We start from the raw sequence: 20,890 nt of genomic DNA on the forward strand, positions 1-20,890 counted from the left end.
CTTTTCCGATGGTGATGCAAAATCGTCATCCTGGCTAGTTTTCGGGGCGGCTTACCGCGAGTTTGCATGTCCACCGCCGTGATGCGCTGGAACATTGCGAAAGGTTGTTTCACGATGTCGAAATGGAAATCCCATGACGACCGATGTTGGGCAGCACATCGTTGAAGTGGCTACGGTTAACCGCCTCGACGTGCGTGCGCCTGACGGAGAAGCCAGCGCGATGAACACCCATGTGGAGATAGCGAACTGGCGGGGAAAGGCGATCCGCCCGTTCGCCCCTTCGCTTGAGCGGCTGCGATTGCAGACCTACGCGCTTATGTTCATCTGCGACTTGGCGATCATCATGGTTTCGTTCATGATCTCTGGTGCGGTGAGATCCGATAATTTCCTGCTTCCCACCGCGATGCGCCAGGCTCTGCTGCTTATGCCCATGTTCGCGGTGCTGGCACTTTATAATCGAACCTATTCGGCGCGATCGCTAACCCGCGCCAGTTTTGCCATCTCACGTGTTATTTCGGCCATTATTCTTGCCACCGGTCTGCTCCTCTTTGTGACGTTCTATGCAAAGATATCGGAAGATTTCTCGCGCATCGCTTTTACCGTCGGTACCGCTTTATCGGTTCTGCTGATGTCAGCGCTGCGCATATTCGTCGTGCGGTATGTCAGGAACAATTGGGGCCCCGGTGCACAGAATGTCCTTATCGTCGATGATGGCGGACCTGCCGTGAACGCATCGAATGCCTATTCTGTCAATGTCGGCGACAACCGCCTGGATATTCGTTTCGACAATCCCCGCGCCCTGGATCGCCTAGGCCGTTATATCGAGAATATGGACCGGGTTATCGTCAGTTGCCCAATGGAAAAGCGCAAGCACTGGGCCTTTTTCCTGCGTGCGGCGGGGATCGACGGCGAAGTCGTAACCGAGGTTGGGCGGGAGCTTGGCGCCATCGGACTGCGTCGTCACAAGAATTTCACGTCGATGATCGTATCCGCGCGGCCACTTTCGCTGCGCAACCGGGCGATCAAGCGCATCATCGATTTCAGTTTTGCCGCTATTGCCCTGCTCCTGCTTTCTCCGTTGCTTCTGCTGGTCGCACTTCTCATCAAGGTGCAGGATGGAGGCCCGATTTTCTTCATTCAGCGGCGGATGGGACGCGGAAATCGGTTTTTCCGAATGTACAAGTTCCGTTCGATGCGAGTAGCGGAGGCCGACGCCAATGGAGTGCAATCGGTCTCGCGCGATGACGAACGGATCACGCGTGTTGGTCGGCTAATACGCCAAACAAGCATCGACGAACTTCCGCAGTTGTGGAACGTCATGCTAGGCGACATGTCGATTGTGGGCCCTAGACCGCACGCGCTTGGGTCGCAGGCCGGTGACAAGCTATTTTGGGAGATCGATGCACGGTACTGGCACCGGCATTCGCTGCGTCCAGGGTTGACTGGGCTTGCGCAGGTCCGTGGCTATCGCGGCGCTACCGTTTGTGAGCTGGATCTGTCCAGACGGCTACAAGCTGATCTCGAATATATAGCTCGCTGGACCCCTTGGACCGATATTTACATCATGTTTCTGACATTTCGTGTTCTCATTCATGATAAAGCATTCTGATTCGTCCGTGTGGAACCAGACCGCAATCACAAGTACTCACATCGAAAAGCAATGGCTGTTTCTGACCGGGTTGAGACCAATGGTTTGGGAGCTAGCAGTTCTGTGAGAGGTTGGCCGTCAGAAGTGTTTGGATTTGTGAATCGTTATTTGTGTTAAACCGCCATTTAAAAGGTAAGGCATGCTATTTGTGGAATTTTTGGCTTCGGAATGAACCATATTCACCAGTCCGGCTTTAGGAATTTCCCATGCTTTATTTGATGAGGTTCATTGGCGAGGCAGCTGTCACACGCCTGCCGGTCGCATTCCGGGCGGACATGACGGAGTAGCCCTTGAATGGCTGCACTTAAAGTCATGTGGTCACGACGCGCAACTATGGCGCGATGATAGTCTACTGTGCATCGGCGTCAGCCACTCTAAAGGTTTCATCTCCGATCGAAGACGCGAGGAAAGAACGTTAGGTCACGGCTGGCGTTGTCGACGTGCTTGGCCTGGGCATGACAGGAGGGTGCAGCAGGAAATTCCGCCTGCGGTGGCATATGCCACCGACAAGTCTCCAGAGGAGATCAAAGATGAGCGGGGGAGCATGTTCCGACAAAACAAGAGAATCCGCGATAAGCGGGTAGGAGAGACTGACACCGCTATTTTTGGAGTGCTAGTCTGGAGCGATTAACCGCCGCTGCGGCAGCCGACGCGGTCTGCTCGCTCCGCAAGGATTATCCCAGGCATGCCAATTCTGTCATTCCGTTTGCCCGATATTTCTTTTGAAAGCTTCAAGTTAAGCCTCTAGATACTGCCTGCAGGATTCACGTTAATCGGTTCGGAGACGGCTTCATCATGCAGAGTGTCGGCTAAATGGTGCGCGCTTTGGAAATGCTAAAATGAGAGTTTCCCCGCCAATACCAATGAGAGACCAGCATCATCCTGTTGAAGCTGGTAACGCTGTGCCGCTGGTGTCCGTTATTATACCCATGTTGGATGCTGCAAAAACCATTGACCGGACCCTGGCGAGCGCGTGTGGCCAAAGCTTTAAACAAATCGAAATCATTGTTGTTGACGACGGTTCGTGTGACGGTTCCCTTGTTATCGCCCAAAGGCATGCGCAGGCTGATCCGCGCATCCGCGTTCTCAGCCAGCCCAATGCGGGCGTAGCCGCCGCGCGCAACAGGGGCATCGCTGAGGCACGCGGCAATTTTATCGCCCCACTCGATGCCGACGATCTATGGAAGCCGACCAAGATCGAACACCAGCTTGCTGCTATGGCCGATCCTGCGGTCGGCCTGACCTATTGCTGGTATTCGATCATCGATGCCGACGACCGGGTGCGGACAGACGATTGCCGCAGTACTGCCGAGGGCAACGTGCTCGAAGCTATGGCGATGCGCAATATCGTCGGGCACGGCAGCGGCGCGTTGATCCGGGCCAGCGCTCTACGGGAGATCGGCGGGTTCGATCCCTCCCTGCGCGCGCGAGGCGGTGAGGGATGCGAGGATTACAAGGTCTATTTCTGCATCGCGGAGCGGCATCGCTTCGCACTCGTGCGCGAATGCCTGGTTGGATATCGCGAAACGCAGGCCAACATGTCAAGCGATCCCCGCAAAGCTCTGCGGTCTCGCGATATCGTGGTGCCAGAATTCACTGAGCGGCATCCTGAACTGGAGGGTGTATTCCATGCCGGGAGGTTGCGCATTATGCGATTTATGTTGGGTCGCGCGATCCGGATGCGGAAGCCGGGCGATGCCGCATTCCTGCTGAGAGAGATGCTGCGCAGTGATGCGGTGCTGGCCGTAACCAATCTGGGCGAGTTGGCAAAAGGTCTCTATCGCAGCATATTGAGGACCGATCGGGCGCATCGCACATTTTAAGGCACGCCCCGATCGCGAAGGTTTGTGGGGAGCCCGCTGCGCAATGGTTAGGTCGCTGATCCGCAGAATTTCCGAGCGCGCATTTTCGATCGCCAGTCGCAGGCCGGCTGGACCGGTTATTCTGATGTATCACCGGATTGCCGAAGAGAGCTATGACCCTTGGGGCTTGGCCGTCAGCGCTGCGAACTTTGGCCAGCAACTCGATTGGCTTGCCGTTAATCGCTTGGTCATGCCGCTACACATGCTGATCGAACTGCATGCCACCGGTAAGCTGCCACGCAATGCCTGCGCCATCACATTCGACGATGGCTATGCGTGCAATGCGCGATTGGCCGCACCGATGCTGGCCGAGCGGTCGCTTTGCGCCACGTTTTTTCTGGCCACGCGCCTGCTCGATCCCGAACGCGAGTTCTGGTGGGACGATCTGGAACGCATCGTCACAGCCTCGCATGCAAAACGACTCGCTCTGGATGGAGAAAGGGGCCGCGAGGAATGGGAAATCGGTCCACCCAACAGCGGCGACGCACAGCGCCACCGCGATGCTCCCCCCGCGACCGCCCGGCAGGAAGCGATCGATGCGATCTGGCGCTTCCTTTTGCCGCAGTCTCCCGGCGCGATCCGGGCTCAGATAGATGATTTGCGACGGCAGGCAGCGGTAGCCCAAGGTGCGCGCGCCAGCCACCGCCCGATGTCAGCGGAAGAGGCGGCAGCCCTGCCTTTGGGAATCATCGATTTCGGCGGTCACACCCTACACCATATATCGTTGACCGATCGGCCGGCTGACGAACAGTTGCACGAGATTACGACCGGCCTCGCGGAATGCGCGGCGCTACGCGGTGAAGACATCGCGACCTTCGCCTATCCATACGGGCACTATAATGCCCAGAACGTGGATATTGTAAAAGGGCGCGGCCTAATGGGTGCATGCAGCACAGTGTACGGTCCGGTGAGACGCGGGTCGGATATTTTCGCCTTGCCGCGGATCGCAGCGGGGCCTTGGAATGCCGCCATGCTGCAGGCCATGCTGGCCAGGGTTTAATATGGAGAGGAAAATCACCGTCTCGGTCCTAATCATCGCCTACAACCAGATCGCCTATATCGATAAAGCGTTGAGATCAGCGCAAATGCAAACCGGCGCAGGCGAGATCGAGATTATCATCCACGACGATTGCTCAACCGACGGCACGCGCGAATTTATCGTCGACGCGGCCGCGCGCGACCCGCGCGTTCGTCTCGTACTTTCAGAAAGCAACAGCGCTTCGAACACGATCGTACGTCGCCCCCTCGAAATGGCGCGTGGACGCTATGTCGCGCTGTTGGACGCGGACGACTACTGGACCGTGGACAACAAGCTGGCCCGGCAAGTTCGCATCCTTGATACAGACCCCACGCTGGCAGGCTGTTTCCACAATGCATGGGCACTCGATGCCACAGCCGAGGGATACGTTGGCAATGGCGACCGGAGCAGAGCGGCGCGGCTCTGGACGTCGGAAAGCCAGCCGCGCACCATCGACCATTCGCGCATTTGGGAGGGCAACCCCTTCGCAACTGCCGCCGGGATGCTGCGCAGGAGCGCTCTCCGCGAGATCGACGAAGACTGGTACGATCAATTCTTTCTGACCGACTGGCCTCTCTATGCCGCAGCGGCCACGCATGGCGACTTGGCCTTCATCAACGAACCCGTTGCGGTCTACCAACTGCACGCGGGATCGACCTATGCTGCGCGCAGGGTACAGGATAAAATGGAGCGGATTGCCGAATTTTACAAACACACCGCCCGCGGCCTGTCCGCACGGGTATCCGCGTTCGATCCCTCGAAAGAGGCGGCGCGAGGCGCGGGATATTTCTACGGCGGACTTGCCGAGCGCCATTTTTCGAACCGCGAGTTTTCCGAAGCACTGACTTGCTTATGGCACAGTGCGCATACAGGCAGCGTCTCCCGTTCGATCGGCTGGCGTAAATGGTCTAACCTTTTGGGCAAATCACTGGCTGCTGCGAAGCGTGACATGACAGAACCAAAATCATGACGGGGAGCTCGACCTGTCGGGAAGCGATCCCTCCTCTCGACGATCCTACGCGGCGCCCGCTTTGGTCGGTTATGATCCCCACTTACAACTGCGCCCGTTACCTCGGCGAAACGCTGCGTTCGGTACTTGCGCAGGATCCGGGGCCCGACGCGATGGACATCGTGGTGGTCGACGATGCCTCCTCCGACGATCCCGCTTCGGTGGTGGAGGATCTGGGGCGCGGGAGGATCCAATTTTATCGACAGGCACGAAACCTTGGGCTGCATGCCAATCTCGCCGCTTGCCTCCGGCAGTCGCGCGGATTGCTGGTACATCTTTTGCATGGCGACGATTGCGTGTCGTCAGGTTTTTATGCCGCGATGGAAAGCGGATTTGCGGATCCCGCGGTCGGTGCAGCCTTCTGCCGCTGGCGCGTCATCGATGGGAATGGCGCCGCACTGTCGCACGCTGAAGCCGAGGCACCCTTCCCTGGCCGGCTACCGGACGCATTGGCCGTGCTGGCATCGGGACAGCGGATCGTCACCCCGTCGATTGCCGTACGGCGAAGTGTGTGGGAGCAGCTGGGCGGGTTCGACGAACGGCTGCAAAGTGCCGAGGACTGGGAAATGTGGGTGCGGATCGCCGCGCATCATGCAATCCATTACGATCCACGCGTCCTTGCCAGTTACAGGGTGCATGAAAACTCGGCTACAGCAAGGGCCATGCACAATGCCCGCGAAATGCGCGATACCCGGCGCGCAATGGACCTCTTCGCCCCCCTCCTCCCGCCGCATCGCCAGCGTCAGATCCTGCGCGGCGCTGCAAGGCTCTATGCCGCGCGATGCATCGAGCGTGGACGGGCGCTTAATCGCGCAGGGCGGTTTGCCGACGCTCGAGCCCATGCGTGCATGGCGCTGCGTTTCGTAACCGGACTGCGTACCCTGCGCTCTGCCGCCGCGATCTTCTTGCGCGTGTCATGACAGGCGGCGGCTTTTTCGGGCGCGCGCGGTCGCGCTTTCGTCACCAGCTGCTAGATCGGCTGGAAGGCATGGCAGCTAGGGCACCCTATCCAGCCCTGCCCGGCATCGGACCTGCCTCCGGCAGCAGGCCGATCGGCATCGCGATCGTCGGATGCGGCTTTGTAGCCGACTTTTATGCCGCCTGCCTGCCAGCATGGCCCATGTTGATGCTTCGCGCGGTGCATGACCGCGACGATGCCCGCGCGGCGGCTTTCGCGGGGCGTAACCCGGGGGTCACGGTCGCCAGCTTAGACGTCCTGCTGGCCGATCCGAACATCGCGATCATCGTCAATCTAACCAACCCGGCCAGCCATGCCGCCATTACGCGCGCGGCCTTAATGGCCGGCAAGCATGTATATTCAGAAAAGCCGATGGCGCTCGACATCGCCGAGGCCGGAGAGCTGGTCGCGCTGGCCCGCGCAAGGTCGCTGCACCTTGCCTGTGCGCCCTGCACAGTTTTGAGCGAGACCGCGCAGGCCATGCGTTTCGCAATCGCGCGCGGAGACATCGGCACGGTGCGGTTGGTCTACGCTGAGCTCGACGATGGGCCCGTACACCAGATGCGGCCGCAGGAATGGGCCTCGCCCCAGGGCACGCCATGGCCATGGGTGGACGAGCTCGCGACCGGCTGTACGCTGCAGCATGCGTGCTATCACCTTGGCTGGATGACGATAATGTTCGGCCCCATCGAAGCGGTGAGTGGATTTTCGCGCACCCTCGACCCAGACAAGGGACTTGGCCCAATCGCTCCTGGGCCAGATTTCTCGGTAGCCTGCGTCACCTTCCGTTCTGGGGTGACCGCACGCCTCACATGTAGCACCATCGCACCCCACGACCAGCATTTCAGGGTGATCGGCGACCGGGGCGAACTGTTCACAGATGCCTGCTGGCATGGAAAGGCACCTGTCTATCTGCGGCGGCATAGCGATACGACGATGCGCGCGGAAGGTTTCCCCGTTATTCGTCGCCATGCGCTGTTAAGGGCGCTTTTTGGGCTGCACGGCAGCCTGTCCGACCTGTCGCCACGCGCCACCTGGCGTGAGCGAATTGCCCGGCACCAGATCGATTATGCCTCCGGTATTGCCGATCTTGCCCGCGCACTGGCCGAAGGCGGGGAACCTGTCATGTCTGGCGAACGCGCGCTCGACGTAGCACGTGCGGTGATCGCTATCGATGGGGCCGGGTCGTGAAGGTGGCGGTGATCGGCGCGCGAGGCTTCATCGGTGCCCGGCTTGTGCAAAAGCTAGTTGAGGCCGGTCTTGAAACCGTTCCTGTGGGTCGCACTGGACCCGGACAACCGCCCGACATGCGCGTCGCGGATGCGCTTGACTCTAATGCGCTGACCCATGCAATTGCCAAATGCGATGCCGCCGTCCATGCAATCGCGGGCGATCCCGCTACCATCACTGGCGCGATCGCCCCGCTGCTTGAGGCCGCGCGCAGGACTGGAGTGCGGCGGATCGTCTATCTCTCAAGCGCCTCGGTCCATGGCCAGTCCCCGGCAGTGGGCACAGACGAAAGTAGCCCGCTCCAAACCGGTCAGCCCATCGCTTACAACAACGCCAAGGTGGAAGCCGAACGCCTGCTTCAAGCAACAAACGCTGCCTCCACCCCCGAAATTGTTATCCTTAGGCCCGGTATCGTACATGGACCCGGTTCGCGCTGGCTTAGAATGTTTGCGCGCGCCATGCATGATCGCAGCGCCTGCTTGGTGAATAGGGGCGACAATATCTGTAACGCCTGTCATGTCGACAATCTGGTTGAGGCGGTGCGTCTTGCCCTCACCGTACCGCAAGCGGCTGGAGAAGCCATTTTCATCGGCGATGACAAGGTCGTGCGCTGGCGCGACCTTTACGAACCGATTGCGGCGGCAATGGGCCGTTCACTCAACGATCTGCCGGATGCGCCCGAACCGTTTGACGATGCCATTGAGGAGCGCCGCGTCAGTCGCTTGTTGCGCCGCATGTTTAATCGCTATTCGCCCCGCATCAGCGCAGAGTTGGCGTTGCTTCAATCTTGCCAAGTCCGCCTGCCCCAAACAAAAGCCAAGCGTCTGCTGGGCTATGTTCCTCCCGTGTCGTTGGCGCAGTCGAAGCGGGATGCTGAACGCTGGCTCCGCACCGAAAGGCCGTGGATACGTTCATGAACGCGGCACTGGACGAGACGGTCGCAGTGGTGATCCCCACCTACAACCACGCGCATTTCCTTGGCGCGGCGATCGAAAGCGTCTTGGAGCAGAGCCGACCTGCGGACGAGATCGTAGTGGTCGACGACGGATCGCGCGACGACCCGAGCAGCGTGGTCGCGAATTATGCCGGCGTGCGTCTCTTGCGCCAAGCCAATGGAGGACTTTCCGCCGCGCGCAACCGGGGCATTTGCGAAACATCTTCTCAATTGATCATATTCCTTGATGCCGACGACAGGTTTAAGCCGGATACCATCGCTCTTTCTCTGGAAACCCTGCGCAACAGTCCACATGCCGCATTTTCCTATGGTGGATATGAACTGGTCTATCCCGACTGCCGCCACCGCGCGACTTTCTATCCAGTCCCCCCGGATTCCTTCGGGGCCTTTCTCGAAATGAATCCTGTGGGCATGCATGGCACGGTCCTCTATCGGCGCAAGATGCTGGAGGAAGCTGACGGATTCGACCGTTCGCTTGCCGCTTGCGAGGATTACGATCTCTATCTCAGGATCGCGCACCGTCATCCGATCGCCTGCCGACCCGAGGTGCTGGCGGAATACTGGCAACACGGCGCAAACATGTCGCACGATCCGGCCTTCATGCTCCGCTGGGTGTTGCAGGTGCTTGAGGCACGGCGCGAGGATGCCGCCGCCGCAGGACTGGTGCAGCACCTCGACCGGGGCATCGTCTGGGCAAAAGGCTATTACGTCAGAAGCTGGTTCGGACAACTTAAAAGCGCGTGTCGGCGAAGGAGTGGCGACCGGCGCGCTATCGTCAGGCGCGGCATCGCGCTCGCCCGGCTGGCACCGATCGCCATGCTGGAGATTGCAGGGGGGCACATCCGCGAGCGATCGCGCGGGGGCCCTAATCAAGCACTTCGACGAAATCCGGGGTCGGAGCAACCATGACAGGTCCCGCCATAACGGCCATTATTATCTGCCTAAACGGAGAGCGCTTCCTGCGGGAGGCGATCGCCAGTATCCTTGCGCAGGACGATGCCGACTGGGAACTGATCATCGTCGATGACGGGTCCAGCGACGCAACCGCTGCCATCATTGCCGAAGCGATGGCGGCCGACGTCCGAATCCGCACCGCGTGCCACCCGGAGCATGCCAATATGGGGATGAGCGCATCGCGCAACCTCGGCATCGCCGAGGCGCGCGGACACTATGTCGCCTTCCTCGATGCCGACGATGTATGGATGGCCGACAAGCTTTCGACGCAGCGCGCCATACTCGATGCCGATCACTTACTCGCCATGGTCTATGGCCGTACAAAGATATGGCATAGCTGGCAAAGCGGTCGCGATGCCGACGATTTCTACTACGATCTAGGCGTGGAGCCGGGGCGGGCCTATGACCCTCCTCTACTATTTGAACAACTGATGGAAAACCGCTGCCAGAGTCCAACCAGCTGCGGCAGCCTGATCCGGCGCGACGCGATCCTTGCCACCGGTGGATTCGATCCCGCATTTCGCCAAATGTTCGAAGACCAAGTGTTCTATGCGCGCTTGCTGGCGCAGTTTCGGGTCCATGTGTCCGATAAATGCGTCGCGCTCTATCGCAGTCATGTCGATGCTTGCACTGCCCAGATGGGAGACGGTTTGCCATCCGCTGCTGCCCATCTGCGCTACCTTGCTGCCACACTCGCCTATCTGAAGGGGAGGCATCTGGCCTCGCGCCCGATGCTGCGCGCGGTCACGAACGCGCGCCGCCGGGTTCTCGCTCAGATGTCGAAGCAGCTTATCCGGCAGTCGGGCCAGACATTACTGGCCAGGGTGCGCCGCCATGGCTGATCCACCAATTAGCACTTCATCCGCTCCTGCGGTCTCGATCCTTATGCCGTTTCTCGACCCCGGACCCTATATTGGTGATGCGATCGCATCGGTGCAGGCACAGACCTTCGCCGACTGGGAATTGCTGCTGATCGACGACGGAACGCGTGATGGAAGCCTTGCGTTAGCACAGGAATCGGCAGAAACCGATCCCCGTATTAGTGTGTTGCCGGCACTCTCCTCGGGACCGCTGGGCCCGGCAGCCGCGCGCAATCGCGCCCTGTCCGCGGCGCGCGGGCCGCTTGTTGCCTTCCTTGATGCAGACGACTTGTACGAACCCGGCATGATCGCGCGCCATGTTGAATTGATGGCGCGATTTCGGCAGGCGGCCATGGTCTATGGCCCGACGTATTGGTGGCATCCTGACGATCCTGCCTCGGACCGGATCGAGAGCATGGGCACCTTGACCGGACGGCTACACGAAGCGCCAAGCCTACTCATCTCGGTACTGCTGCTTTGCGAAAGCCCGGTGCCCTGCACCTGCGCCGTGACGATCAGAAGCGATATTCTGCGCAAGGCAGGCGGTTTCGATGAAACTTTCCGACTATACGAAGACCAGACCGCTTGGGCGCACATCATGCTCGACTATCCGGTCTATATCGATGACGCGAATGCGGCCCGATATCGCCAGCACTCCAAATCCGTTTCAGCCCGGGCTAGCGCGGCCGGGGACTATTATATGCACGAGAGGCACCCCGCAAGGTTTCGGTTCCTGGAATACGTGGATTCGCTGGCGCGTGAACACCCGCACGAAGCGCGCATCAGGTGGGCCAGCCGAAAGGCGCGCTGGCGCATGCAGCATCAGGGACGAGCATGGTACAGGGCGTGGCGCCGCTTGCGCCGCGCGGGCCTTAAGCTGGCGGGCAGACCGGGCGGATCCTTCCACCGCCCGCCTTCCCCAGCCAAGGGTTAATCCCCGGTTCGCTCCCGTTCCCATGCAAGTCGCGGACGTATAAGGCCCGGCCAGACGCCATACCAGCCAAAACGATCGCCATCATGGTCCATCACATCGATCTCAAGCAGTCGGGGAAGAAGCAGAGGGTCGCTGCCGATTTCGCGGATCTCCAATCCCACAACATGCAGCCCGTCATTCAAAATATCGCGAGGCACATGGCACTTTAGCCGATAAGTTCCAGCGGACCATTTGGAAGGTTCTTCGGGCGGACTCACCGAAAAGATAAGTTCACCGCCCGCATTGCGCAGCATGATTGAGGGGTGGACCCGCGGGTCGTGCCCGCCCTCCTCCGGTGCGATTCGGATGTTGAATTCCACCACGATGTCGGTTTTCACATGGATCGGGTCGCCCACCGCACCGGCGCGCGGACGCGCCGATGCGCCCAGCACAGACACCCGGCCCGACACGGGCGCGCTCTGCGGTTCGAAAAAGGTCGGGTTGCGGTTTCCACCCGGATGCGCCTGCAGGTAGCGGTGGACGATCCTTCCGGTGGGCCCGTCGTCAACTATCTCACCCTTGTCGATCAGGATTGCCCGCTCACACAGCGAACGAATCGCGGTAAGGTTGTGGCTTACGAAGATGATCGTACGGCCTGATGCCGAAAAGCTATTCATCCGATCGAGGCATTTCTGCTGGAAGGCGAGGTCGCCCACTGCAAGTGCTTCGTCTACAAGCAGGATCTCGGTCTCAAGATGCGCGGCCACCGCGAAAGCAAGCCGCATATACATTCCGCTGGAGTAACGCTTGACCGGTGTGTCCAGAAATTGCTCAACGCCCGAGAACGCCACGATCTCGTCGAAACGGCTGGCTACTTCCAGCCGCGACATGCCAAGCAGCAGGCCGTTCAGAAAAATGTTGTCGCGCCCGGTCAGTTCTGAATGGAAGCCCGACCCGACTTCAAGCAGCGAACCCACCCGGCCATTGAGGTAGATCCGGCCCGTCGTGGGCGGGGTAATGCGCGACAGGATCTTGAGAATCGTGCTTTTGCCTGCACCATTGTCGCCGACCAGCGCTACGCTTTCGCCATGCCGCAAGTCGAATGACACGTCGTGAAGCGCATCGAACCAGCCGGTGTCGATATTTTCACGGCCGCGGATTTGCGCCAAGCGGCTCGCCATAAAGCTGCGCAGGGTTTCATGCGCCCACAGCCCCCGGCGATAGCGTTTCGACACATGCTCTGCCCGGATCGCGAAATCGCCCATTACAGGATATCCGCCAGCCTGCGTTCCAGCACGCCGAACAGCAGCAGGCCACCCACGAACATCAACAGTGCCGATCCGACCGAGACCCCTAGCGCAAGCGGTGACGGCAACGGAGTACCCAGCAGCGCTGCACGGAACAGTGTGACCTGCCCCGCCATGGGGTTTAGATAATAAAGCAGGGCCAGTGGTTCCGATCCGCTAAGCGGAGGATAAGCGACAGGCGTCGCCAGCAGTCCAACTTGCGAAATGATCGGAACAAGCTGCCTGAGGTCGCGGAACATCACGTTCAGTGCGGCCAGCGCCGCGCCAAGCCCGGCCGCAGCCATCAGCGTAATTAAGATAGCCACAACCGCCAGCAGGATCCGCGGCGAAAGCCAGATACCGCCATACGGGGCGAACAGTGAGATTAGCAGGATCAGCAGCACCAGCGCAATTAGGAAATCGATAACGCTGGTAACCACGGTCGAGAATGGCAGTAAAAGGCGGGGAAAATAGATCTTGCCAATCATTTCGCGGTGGTTGTGCAGGCTATTTGCCGCGCTAGTCACGGAATGTATGAACAGGTTCCACAGGATCAGCCCGGCAAGGCCGAACAGCGGATAGGGAATATTCCCCGTATCCACCTTGACGAAGCGTCCGAATACCACCCAGAAGATAGCAACCATTATCAGCGGCTGAAACAGCGCCCACAGGACGCCAAAGAAGGTCTGCTGGTAGCGCACCTTGATGTCGCGCCGCGCAAGGAAAAGCAATAGATCGGCCCGCCCCCACACGGCGCGCAGGCCAAGATCTGGAAAATGGCGCTCGGCGTCGATCCAGGTTTTAGTGCCGCGCCCCGGCCGGTTGATTGCCATGCGTCCTTAACATCCCTCGCTCTGCTTGATACAGACGAAACCGGGTCGGCCGTCAATGGCCGGTCTTGTGACAGGGGCCGCTACCATGGGAAGAGTCCACGATACATTGCGGGCGGTGCGGCGTCGATCACCCCCTGCGCTGCAGCGACTGCTCTATCGGTGCCGGTCGGCCGCCACGTCCGAGCCGCTGTCGCGCAATTTCGGTTGGGAACGGGGAACGCCTGTCGACCGGCTGTATATCGAAGAGTTTGTGGAGGCGAACGCTGACTGCATTCGTGGCTGCGTACTCGAAATTGGCGATGCGGTCTATTCGCGGCGGTTCGGCGGTTCGGCCATCAGCCGGCAGGACGTGCTGCATGTCGATAAGGACTCACCAGAGGCAACGATGGTGGGCGATGTGTGCGATCCAGATGTGCTGGAATCCGGTGCATTCGACTGCATCATTTTCACCCAAACCCTGCATCTTCTATTTGACGTGCAGCAGGGTATACGGCAGCTTTACCGTGCGCTAGCGCCGGGCGGCACCCTGCTCCTGACCGTGCCGGGCATTTCGCCGATCGATCCCTTTGCCTGGAAGGACTGCTGGTACTGGTCGCTGAGCTACGCCAGCGTAAAGCAACTGCTAAACCAAAACTTCGGTCACGACAATCATGCGATCGAAACATTTGGCAATGTCTATGCGGCTACCGCCTTCCTGCATGGTGCTGTTCTCGAGGAAGTCGAACTCGCGGCCCTCAGGAAACCCGATCCGGGCTATCCCGTGGTGATTTGCGCCCGCGCCATGAAGCCCGCGACTGCACAGGCGTGATCGCGTGACGCGGCGTATTGCCTTCGTCATCAATTCCATCGGCAGTGGGGGGGCCGAGCGTGTGCTCGACATCATTCTGCGCGGACGCCCGGAATGGGCGGCGCGGTATGAAGTGCATCTAGTACTTCTAGACCAAGAGCCGGAAATGCGCGCCATGGCTCCCGTCGACGGCAAACATGTGCTGAACGGGCGCGGCAGCCTGGTGCGCAGCATCGTGCAACTCCATGCGCGGCTTGACTCGCTCTCGCCGGATCTCGTCGTCTCGTTTCTGATCCGGTCGAACCTTGCGGCTGCGTACTGGCGCTGTCGCCGGAGCAAGGCGGCGGTGATCGCGTGCGAGCGGATGCACGTCAGTTCACATCTCGCGGGCCGCTACCGGCCGGCGGTCAGGGCAATTCTGCGGCTTGCGCTGCTGCTTGGCTATCGCTGTTGCAACCGCGTGCTGGCCGTCTCGCAGGGCGTGGCGGATGATCTGCATGACCATTTCGGCGTGCCGGAGGCTCATTTGTCGGTGGTGCCCAATCCCTATGATCCGACCGCAATCGCGGCCGCCGCGCAGGTTGACCCTGTGCCCGGGATGCCGGCGAATTACATCGTCGCTGTTGGCCGGATGGTGCCGGCAAAGAATTTGGCCGGGTTGATAGATGCCTATTTAATGGCCAACCCCCCGTACGAGCTCGTCATCTTGGGTGACGGACCAGAGAGAGGCGCACTGGAGCGACAAATCCGGGTCAAGGGGCTGAATGGGCGGGTACACATGCCCGGCCATCTCATCGATCCACTTCCAGTCGTGTCACGTGCGCGCTTCCTCGTCTCAGCGTCGCGCAACGAGGGCTTTCCCAATGCCGTCGCTGAGGCGATGGCCCTACGTCTACCAGTGCTTTCGACTGATTGCCCTTCCGGGCCCGCGGAACTGCTGGTGGGCTCTGCCGGCGGAACCGGTACAGTTGTGAGGGCAGAAGCAGGATTATTGGTGCCGATGGATGACACGAGGGCGCTTGCGCAAGGTATTGCCCTTCTTTCCAGCGATCCGCGCTTGCGTGAAGAGCTTGGCGAGGCGGCAGGCAGGCGTATCGGCGATTTCCCCCAAGACAGGATCGTCGCACAATACTGGCACATTCTGCGCAATATGCTCGACCGCTAGGGCCGGTTTTCCTCGTCGAAACCGATTTCCTCGATCAGCTGTTCATATTTTTCAACCATTCCTGCATGTGTGAATTGCATCAGCGCCGAGGGAGAAAGGGCCGGCCGGAACGCTGCGTGATGTTGGTGCGCCATGATCTTGGATATGGCGGCAATGTCGCCCACTTTGAAATAGCAATGATCAGCGAGACCAAATTCTCGATGCTGCGGAAGGTCCGATAGCGCTATAGGGATTCCGGTGTTCAGTGCTTCGAGCACGACAAGCCCAAACCCTTCCATCTGCGACGGATGGATAAAGAGCGAAGCATTGCGATAAAGCTGCACCAATTCATCGCCAAAACGCGACCCGGCCAGCACGACGCCGTCGTCAACTAGATCGGTGAAAACTTCATGATCGCCCACGCCAGAGCCCACGATAACCAGGGGCATGGCTTCCTTCCTCAGTGCCTGCCGGGCGCAGACAAGGTCGTGGAAGCGCTTGGTTCTGTCGAAACGGCCGACGGCCAGCAGATATCGGCCTGGTTGAACGCCCAGCTCATCGAAAACGCCGGCACCTGCCCCGTCAGGATCCAGCGGCGGGTCAAGACCGTGTGGAATGGCATGGAAGCGAGCTGTATGGCGCGGATAACGGGCGCTGATATCTTGCAGACCCGCTTGGCTGACGCAAACGACGGCGTTGGCAAAGCGGCAGCTCAGATTTTCGCCGAGTTTCAAGCCAGCAGCGATCGGCCAGCTCCACTTGGGGCGATCATAATCACGCGCATGAATTGTGACGATCACCCTCATGCCAAGCAGGCGCGCCAGCGGAGTCCATAATCCGGGCCCAATAGCGTGGATATGCAATATCCGCGGACGCACGTTGAGGCTGGCAGCAAGGATCGCGAACAGCGTGTGCAGAAAAGCCTCGGCTGCCCGCCGCTTCGGAGCCCAGATTGGGCGGACCGTCAGATTGGGTGGCAAGCTGGCATTTTCGTGATGATAGGCGTTCCGCTGGTAGATGGTAATGTCGAAATCCGGCCGCTTGCTCGCCAAGGCAGGATAGAGGTTGCGGCAGTGGGTTTCGATCCCGCCAATCACATTAGTCATGCCGCGCAGACCGACAACGGCTATGCGGGGCATTGCCGCCACCTCCCGATCGCGCTGATGCGTTGACCCATCACAAATTCCGTCGCCTATACCAAAAATCTGGCTTCACTGCCATGACGATGGCGAACTACGCTGTCGATCAAAACATTTCCTGCGTGCCATTTCAGTACTTCTGGCAGTGATCTGCCAGATACAAACGCAAACCACATCCTTGTCATCGCGGTCGACAACGGATTGGGGGGGGGGCAATTCTATAAGGTAGATACTACAGGAAGTGGCGGTTTGACGTTGTGTAAAACCGACTAGAACAATCCGACCATTATAGGCATGCGCGGGTTACGCCGCTGTTTACCATTTGCCGACACCCTTCGGTAATGCAATCTGGCCACAAATTGGCCCATGTCCAGCGAACGCATTGTGTCATCCCCGGTCCGGTCCGCCAGTGTGCTGGCGATGGCCTTCATACTAGTATCTTGCGGTGGCGATGGCGAAGTGCGGTCGAGCAAAACCACGTCCGTAACCGGCGCGACCGAAAGTGCCACCGGATCTTCGTCGCCGGTCACCGTTGCGGCAACGCCGACAACCGAGTCTTCCTCGACCTCGTCGTCCACCCACAAACCGGCGCCTACGCCCATCATAGCGCCGGATAGGGCGGTGCCCCGTTTCGCGATGCCAAATATCGCTCCCCCCGCCTTGCCAAACTGGCTGGCCTATGAAACGCCCCAGACAATATACAGTACCGATCACAGCGTCGATGTTTCGAAAATTAAAATCGAAGGCGGCGCCATCTTGCTTCGTGCAGACGAAGTATCATCACTAGTGATGAGCAATATTGTCGCGCGCGATTTCGGACCAATCATGCGCGGGCGCTCCCTCGAGTACATTACGGTCGATAGAATTGCAGCCTCAAGGGCGAAGGCCAATAAGACCTATGGAATGGGCATCATCAACACCACCGGTGGGTTTCTGACGGCCGTCATGCAAGATCTCGTCTTCCAAGGCGACACCGCCTCGCCCGCCCCAAATGCGGCGGAAGCATGGGCGGCCATCGCACTGAAGGGGAAAACCAGCGCCGATACCGGCAATTTCACTATCGACCGGTTCGACTTTCGCGATCTGTGGATGGCATCGGGCAGCCAATACGAAAATGTTGATGGAATTTCGACGGAGCGCGGATACAGCGGTACTATCCAAAATGGTCGCATTGTCAACGCCAGCGACGCCTGCCTTGACATCAAGGGTGATGTTACGGTCGACAATGTCTATCTCGAAAATTGCCGCGAAGGCATTAAGCTGTGGTCGTCGCAATCGCACGGTCTCATCGAGATGGGAACGCACCGCTTCGCCGCAATTATTGCCAAGGGGGGAAGTAGCAATGCCTCATCAGTCTATATTGAAACCTTGGTTCTAACAGGGGCTCCGACGGTGCCAGCTTTTCGAGCCGAAGGCGGACCCGTTACGCTGACAATTGGCACGCTGGTTGCCGACCCGAATCAGGTGCTCAACGCCAGCAGTTCCTACGCCGGATCGTCGGTAAAGGTTCTGAACAGGATCGATATTTAGGACTGGACGGTCTGCGAACCCCATAAACTGTCGATAAATCTGATAGACCAAAGACGTCTACATCTATAGATTGACAATGCTGCAGCAGCGAGATGGCTTGCACTGCGCATGTCCGCTCGCGTAATCGGGCCCGATTTGGGCCTAAAGGGTTACGCCCCTTGCCAGAATGCCCTTTCGATAGCAGCTTCGCTTCCATGACTAAATTCCGCATCGGGCCATGATCCTTGATTCACGATAGCGAAAACACACGCGAGGGCGGCATGATGCCAGACTACGCCTTCGACACGTATAATGACGAAGGCGGTGCGAAGAACCTTATCGATTTTCGTGCCATCGGCGATGCGTTGGCACGTCGTAAATGGTCGGCGCTGACGGCGGTTGTGATCGTACTTGCCGCCGTGGCCTCGATTTTCCTTTTTAGCGACAAGCGTTTCGACGCGGTTGCTCTTGTCGGTCTCGAACGCGAGCCAGAACGTATAATCAACACGCCTGGCGACGGTAGTTCGAACGTTCTGATCGACATGCCGTCCGTCGATACCGAGGTGACGATACTGCTGTCGCCGGAAGTGGTGCGTCGGTCGGTCGAAACCCATAAGCTGAACGAAGATGCAGCATTCGTTAACGCAGCAACAAATGGAGAGAAGTCGGCTCCGATCTCGGTAGGCGAAGCGACCGACCGCATCCTCACCAAGCTGAGCGCGCAGCGTCAGGGTGCGTCTTACGTGATCGAAGTGATATATAGCTCTAGCGATCCGGAAGTAGCCGCACGCGTCGCCAACGATATCGTTGAGGCTTATATCAATCGACAGGTCATTTCGGCGGAGTCGGTTCGCACCGGTGACATCTCCGTTCTGGAAGGTCGGCTTGAAGGCCTCCGCAACGACGTGATCGAAGCCGAAAGCGCGGTCGCCCGCTATAAAGCCGCGAACAGCCTCGTTACAATCGGCGGCGATGGAACCGCGGTGCAGGACGAGATCGGCAATCTCAACATGCAGCTTGCGCAGGCGCGCGCGCAATTAGCCGTTGCTCAGGGACAGGCACAGGCCAACTCGAACGACGCGGGCACCATGGTCAGCAGTTCCGATCTTATCAGGAACCTGCGGCTCCAAGCCGCGCAGCTTTCTGCCGAAAGCGCCAAACTGGCGGAACGCTATGGTCCCAATCATCCCGAACGGGTCCGCGTGGAAACTCAGCTTGCCTCAATTAAAGCCGATCTCAAGCGCGAAACCTCGCGGATGCAGCAAGGCATAAGGGACGATGTCTCCATAGCCAGCAATCGCGTTGCCGCGCTCGAATCGGCGCTGAACCGCGCGGAGGGTCGGTTGGTTTCCGGCAGCAATGCCTCGGTGCGCCTGAACGAGCTTGAACGCGTGGCGCAAAGCGCGCGCGATCTTTATCAGGTTTTCCTCGAACGCTATCGTTCCGAATTGGCGACATCGGGCACCGAAAAGAGCCAAGCATATGTAATTGCCAAGGCGGCGGCGCCCCAGTTGCCGTCCTCGCCCAATCCGATCGTGTTCGCCCTTATCGCACTGCTCGGTACGGTTGCGGCGGGCGGCGCTACGACCTTCTTCCTTGAATTGCGTGAAAAGGGCGTGATGGTTCGCGATGACGCTGAACGTCATTTCGGCATTCCGGTAATCGCCGCGATCCCAAATCTCGCGACTGTCAAGGATATGCCCTTCAAAGGCGGGCAGACTTTCGATATCGCCAACTACGTCGTCAACAATGACGGGTCGGTCTTTAACGAGGCATTCCGCAGCATTCGCACCGCGATGCGCGTGGGCCAGCCAAAGCAGCTTGCCAAGATTGTTGTGATCACGTCGACATCCTCGGGTGAAGGCAAGACCACCTGCTCGATCTGCCTCGCGCGCACCACCGCCATGGCCGGTATCAAAACCCTCCTCATCGACGCCGACACGCGGCGCACCGCCACCAGCCGCACTATGTCTTTGGGGAGAGAAATCGGGCTGCTGGATGTACTCGACGGCAGCGCCACCTTGGATGACGCGTTGCTTCTCGACGAGTCCACCGGCATGTATCTGCTGCCGCAAAAGGTGCGCGGCATTCCAAACCTTGACGCACTGCAGAGCACACGAATGGAGGAACTTCTCGAACGATTAAGGGCGCGCTTTGATTTTATCGTCATCGATACGGCGCCGGTGTTGCCGGTTGCGGAAACGAAGGCGTTGGCCGCGATGGCAGACGTAACTCTGTTGGTCGTGCGCTGGCGGCAGACCAAAGTGCGGAACGTGCAGATGACTATCCAGCAACTTCGTCGCGCCGATGCGACTCTGCTAGGTACGCTGCTAACCCAAGTTAATCTCAAGGCCACCGCGATGCTCCGCAAAGATGAGATGTATTACGAACCGTATTACCAGCCCCCAGCGCAGTAAGCATCAGGGCAAACCGGTTAAATTGCCTGCCCGGCTGAGGCTGATACGAGGGTAGGGCGTTTGCTTTCTTGGCCATGCGGACGGTAGAATGTCGCACCGCAACACGAATATGGGTTTCGCGAAGGCTTGATGTCCAAAGTTGCCGCCCGCCTCAATTCTAACCGCTATGGCGAGGGCCATGTACAGCCTTCATCCGAACGACTTCGCCGAATTGGAACAATCGCCAAGATGGTAATCGCCTTGGCCTTACTTATAGTAAGTGCATCGGCGCAGATGGGCAGGATCATCCCCGTTCTTGATCCGCTCAATGCGTTAATACCAACCTGCACTGATCAGAACCTACGGGCCCATTTGCGGCGGCCGATGGT

General features: G+C 59.2%; 19 protein-coding genes. 15 read left to right on the forward strand and 4 right to left on the reverse strand.

Annotated features, from left to right (window positions below; all coding sequences use genetic code 11):
- The first annotated feature begins 133 nt into the window (after positions 1-133).
- From AC4FIJ_RS03225 to AC4FIJ_RS03270, 10 genes are all read left to right on the forward strand, one after another.
- The gene (locus AC4FIJ_RS03225; protein WP_490335271.1) at positions 134-1,609 is read left to right on the forward strand and encodes an exopolysaccharide biosynthesis polyprenyl glycosylphosphotransferase; all 1,476 of its coding nucleotides are present in this window, start codon (positions 134-136) and stop codon (positions 1,607-1,609) included.
- 902 nt (positions 1,610-2,511) lie between these two features.
- Complete coding sequence (locus AC4FIJ_RS03230; protein WP_490335272.1) at positions 2,512-3,471, forward strand: glycosyltransferase family 2 protein; 960 nt, start codon at positions 2,512-2,514, stop codon at positions 3,469-3,471.
- 43 nt (positions 3,472-3,514) lie between these two features.
- Positions 3,515-4,510, forward strand: a complete 996-nt coding sequence (locus AC4FIJ_RS03235) for a polysaccharide deacetylase family protein (protein WP_490335273.1) — start codon at positions 3,515-3,517, stop codon at positions 4,508-4,510.
- Position 4,511: 1 nt separating this feature from the next.
- Positions 4,512-5,498, forward strand: coding sequence for a glycosyltransferase family 2 protein (locus tag AC4FIJ_RS03240; protein WP_490335274.1), 987 nt, complete (start codon positions 4,512-4,514; stop codon positions 5,496-5,498).
- Positions 5,499-5,569: 71 nt separating this feature from the next.
- The gene (locus AC4FIJ_RS03245) at positions 5,570-6,457 is read left to right on the forward strand and encodes a glycosyltransferase (RefSeq protein ID WP_490335275.1); all 888 of its coding nucleotides are present in this window, start codon (positions 5,570-5,572) and stop codon (positions 6,455-6,457) included.
- Positions 6,458-6,525: 68 nt separating this feature from the next.
- Positions 6,526-7,686, forward strand: a complete 1,161-nt coding sequence (locus AC4FIJ_RS03250) for a Gfo/Idh/MocA family protein (RefSeq protein WP_490335276.1) — start codon at positions 6,526-6,528, stop codon at positions 7,684-7,686.
- Positions 7,683-8,642, forward strand: coding sequence for an NAD-dependent epimerase/dehydratase family protein (locus AC4FIJ_RS03255; protein WP_490335277.1), 960 nt, complete (start codon positions 7,683-7,685; stop codon positions 8,640-8,642). The genes AC4FIJ_RS03250 and AC4FIJ_RS03255 overlap by 4 nt, the downstream gene beginning before the upstream one ends.
- A complete protein-coding gene (locus AC4FIJ_RS03260; protein WP_490335278.1) occupies positions 8,639-9,589 on the forward strand; it encodes a glycosyltransferase family 2 protein in 951 nt (316 codons plus the stop codon). The genes AC4FIJ_RS03255 and AC4FIJ_RS03260 overlap by 4 nt, the downstream gene beginning before the upstream one ends.
- A complete protein-coding gene (locus AC4FIJ_RS03265; protein ID WP_490335279.1) occupies positions 9,586-10,476 on the forward strand; it encodes a glycosyltransferase family 2 protein in 891 nt (296 codons plus the stop codon). Before AC4FIJ_RS03260 ends, AC4FIJ_RS03265 begins: the two co-directional genes overlap by 4 nt.
- Positions 10,469-11,428 (forward strand): glycosyltransferase family 2 protein, encoded by a 960-nt coding sequence (locus tag AC4FIJ_RS03270; RefSeq protein WP_490335280.1) that lies wholly within the window; start codon positions 10,469-10,471, stop codon positions 11,426-11,428. The genes AC4FIJ_RS03265 and AC4FIJ_RS03270 overlap by 8 nt, the downstream gene beginning before the upstream one ends.
- Here the strand turns inward: AC4FIJ_RS03270 and AC4FIJ_RS03275 are convergent.
- The gene (locus tag AC4FIJ_RS03275; RefSeq protein ID WP_490335281.1) at positions 11,425-12,672 is read right to left on the reverse strand and encodes an ABC transporter ATP-binding protein; all 1,248 of its coding nucleotides are present in this window, start codon (positions 12,670-12,672) and stop codon (positions 11,425-11,427) included. The two genes, AC4FIJ_RS03270 and AC4FIJ_RS03275, sit on opposite strands and share 4 nt — an antisense overlap.
- On the reverse strand, positions 12,672-13,526 hold the full coding sequence (locus tag AC4FIJ_RS03280; RefSeq protein ID WP_490335282.1) for an ABC transporter permease: 855 nt from the start codon (positions 13,524-13,526) through the stop codon (positions 12,672-12,674). The genes AC4FIJ_RS03275 and AC4FIJ_RS03280 overlap by 1 nt, the downstream gene beginning before the upstream one ends.
- A gap of 85 nt (positions 13,527-13,611) precedes the next feature.
- Between AC4FIJ_RS03280 and AC4FIJ_RS03285 the strand changes: the two genes are divergently transcribed.
- Positions 13,612-14,334: a class I SAM-dependent methyltransferase gene (locus AC4FIJ_RS03285; protein WP_490335283.1), complete on the forward strand. Its 723-nt coding sequence runs from the start codon at positions 13,612-13,614 to the stop codon at positions 14,332-14,334.
- Positions 14,335-14,338: 4 nt separating this feature from the next.
- On the forward strand, positions 14,339-15,478 hold the full coding sequence (locus tag AC4FIJ_RS03290; RefSeq protein WP_490335284.1) for a glycosyltransferase: 1,140 nt from the start codon (positions 14,339-14,341) through the stop codon (positions 15,476-15,478).
- On the opposite strand, the gene AC4FIJ_RS03295 is transcribed toward AC4FIJ_RS03290, so the two are convergent.
- Together AC4FIJ_RS03295 and AC4FIJ_RS03300 are read right to left on the reverse strand one after the other, a co-directional pair.
- A complete protein-coding gene (locus AC4FIJ_RS03295; RefSeq protein WP_490335285.1) occupies positions 15,475-16,596 on the reverse strand; it encodes a glycosyltransferase in 1,122 nt (373 codons plus the stop codon). The genes AC4FIJ_RS03290 and AC4FIJ_RS03295 overlap by 4 nt on opposite strands.
- Positions 16,597-16,865: 269 nt before the next feature.
- On the reverse strand, positions 16,866-17,174 hold the full coding sequence (locus AC4FIJ_RS03300; RefSeq protein ID WP_490335286.1) for a hypothetical protein: 309 nt from the start codon (positions 17,172-17,174) through the stop codon (positions 16,866-16,868).
- 43 nt (positions 17,175-17,217) lie between these two features.
- Here AC4FIJ_RS03300 and AC4FIJ_RS03305 point away from each other — a divergent pair, with 43 nt between their 5' ends.
- The 3 genes from AC4FIJ_RS03305 to AC4FIJ_RS03315 all read left to right on the forward strand — a co-directional run.
- Complete coding sequence (locus tag AC4FIJ_RS03305; RefSeq protein ID WP_490335287.1) at positions 17,218-18,126, forward strand: hypothetical protein; 909 nt, start codon at positions 17,218-17,220, stop codon at positions 18,124-18,126.
- A 260-nt stretch (positions 18,127-18,386) separates the two neighbouring features.
- Entirely contained in the window at positions 18,387-20,522 is a 2,136-nt protein-coding gene (locus AC4FIJ_RS03310; protein ID WP_490335288.1) for a GumC family protein, read from the forward strand.
- A 129-nt stretch (positions 20,523-20,651) separates the two neighbouring features.
- The coding region (locus AC4FIJ_RS03315) for a hypothetical protein (RefSeq protein ID WP_490335289.1) at positions 20,652-20,890 on the forward strand (239 nt) is incomplete at its 3' end.

The sequence above is a fragment of the Croceicoccus sp. genome, assembly GCF_983967925.1.

Coding starts and splice junctions, on each gene's coding strand:
- AC4FIJ_RS03225 (WP_490335271.1), top strand. CDS start 134: ATGACGACCGATGTTGGGCAGCACATCGTTGAAGTGGCTACGGTTAAC.
- AC4FIJ_RS03230 (WP_490335272.1), top strand. CDS start 2,512: ATGAGAGACCAGCATCATCCTGTTGAAGCTGGTAACGCTGTGCCGCTG.
- AC4FIJ_RS03235 (WP_490335273.1), top strand. CDS start 3,515: ATGGTTAGGTCGCTGATCCGCAGAATTTCCGAGCGCGCATTTTCGATC.
- AC4FIJ_RS03240 (WP_490335274.1), top strand. CDS start 4,512: ATGGAGAGGAAAATCACCGTCTCGGTCCTAATCATCGCCTACAACCAG.
- AC4FIJ_RS03245 (WP_490335275.1), top strand. CDS start 5,570: ATGATCCCCACTTACAACTGCGCCCGTTACCTCGGCGAAACGCTGCGT.
- AC4FIJ_RS03250 (WP_490335276.1), top strand. CDS start 6,526: ATGGCAGCTAGGGCACCCTATCCAGCCCTGCCCGGCATCGGACCTGCC.
- AC4FIJ_RS03260 (WP_490335278.1), top strand. CDS start 8,639: ATGAACGCGGCACTGGACGAGACGGTCGCAGTGGTGATCCCCACCTAC.
- AC4FIJ_RS03265 (WP_490335279.1), top strand. CDS start 9,586: ATGACAGGTCCCGCCATAACGGCCATTATTATCTGCCTAAACGGAGAG.
- AC4FIJ_RS03270 (WP_490335280.1), top strand. CDS start 10,469: ATGGCTGATCCACCAATTAGCACTTCATCCGCTCCTGCGGTCTCGATC.
- AC4FIJ_RS03275 (WP_490335281.1), bottom strand. CDS start 12,672: ATGGGCGATTTCGCGATCCGGGCAGAGCATGTGTCGAAACGCTATCGC.
- AC4FIJ_RS03280 (WP_490335282.1), bottom strand. CDS start 13,526: ATGGCAATCAACCGGCCGGGGCGCGGCACTAAAACCTGGATCGACGCC.
- AC4FIJ_RS03285 (WP_490335283.1), top strand. CDS start 13,612: ATGGGAAGAGTCCACGATACATTGCGGGCGGTGCGGCGTCGATCACCC.
- AC4FIJ_RS03295 (WP_490335285.1), bottom strand. CDS start 16,596: ATGCCCCGCATAGCCGTTGTCGGTCTGCGCGGCATGACTAATGTGATT.
- AC4FIJ_RS03310 (WP_490335288.1), top strand. CDS start 18,387: ATGATGCCAGACTACGCCTTCGACACGTATAATGACGAAGGCGGTGCG.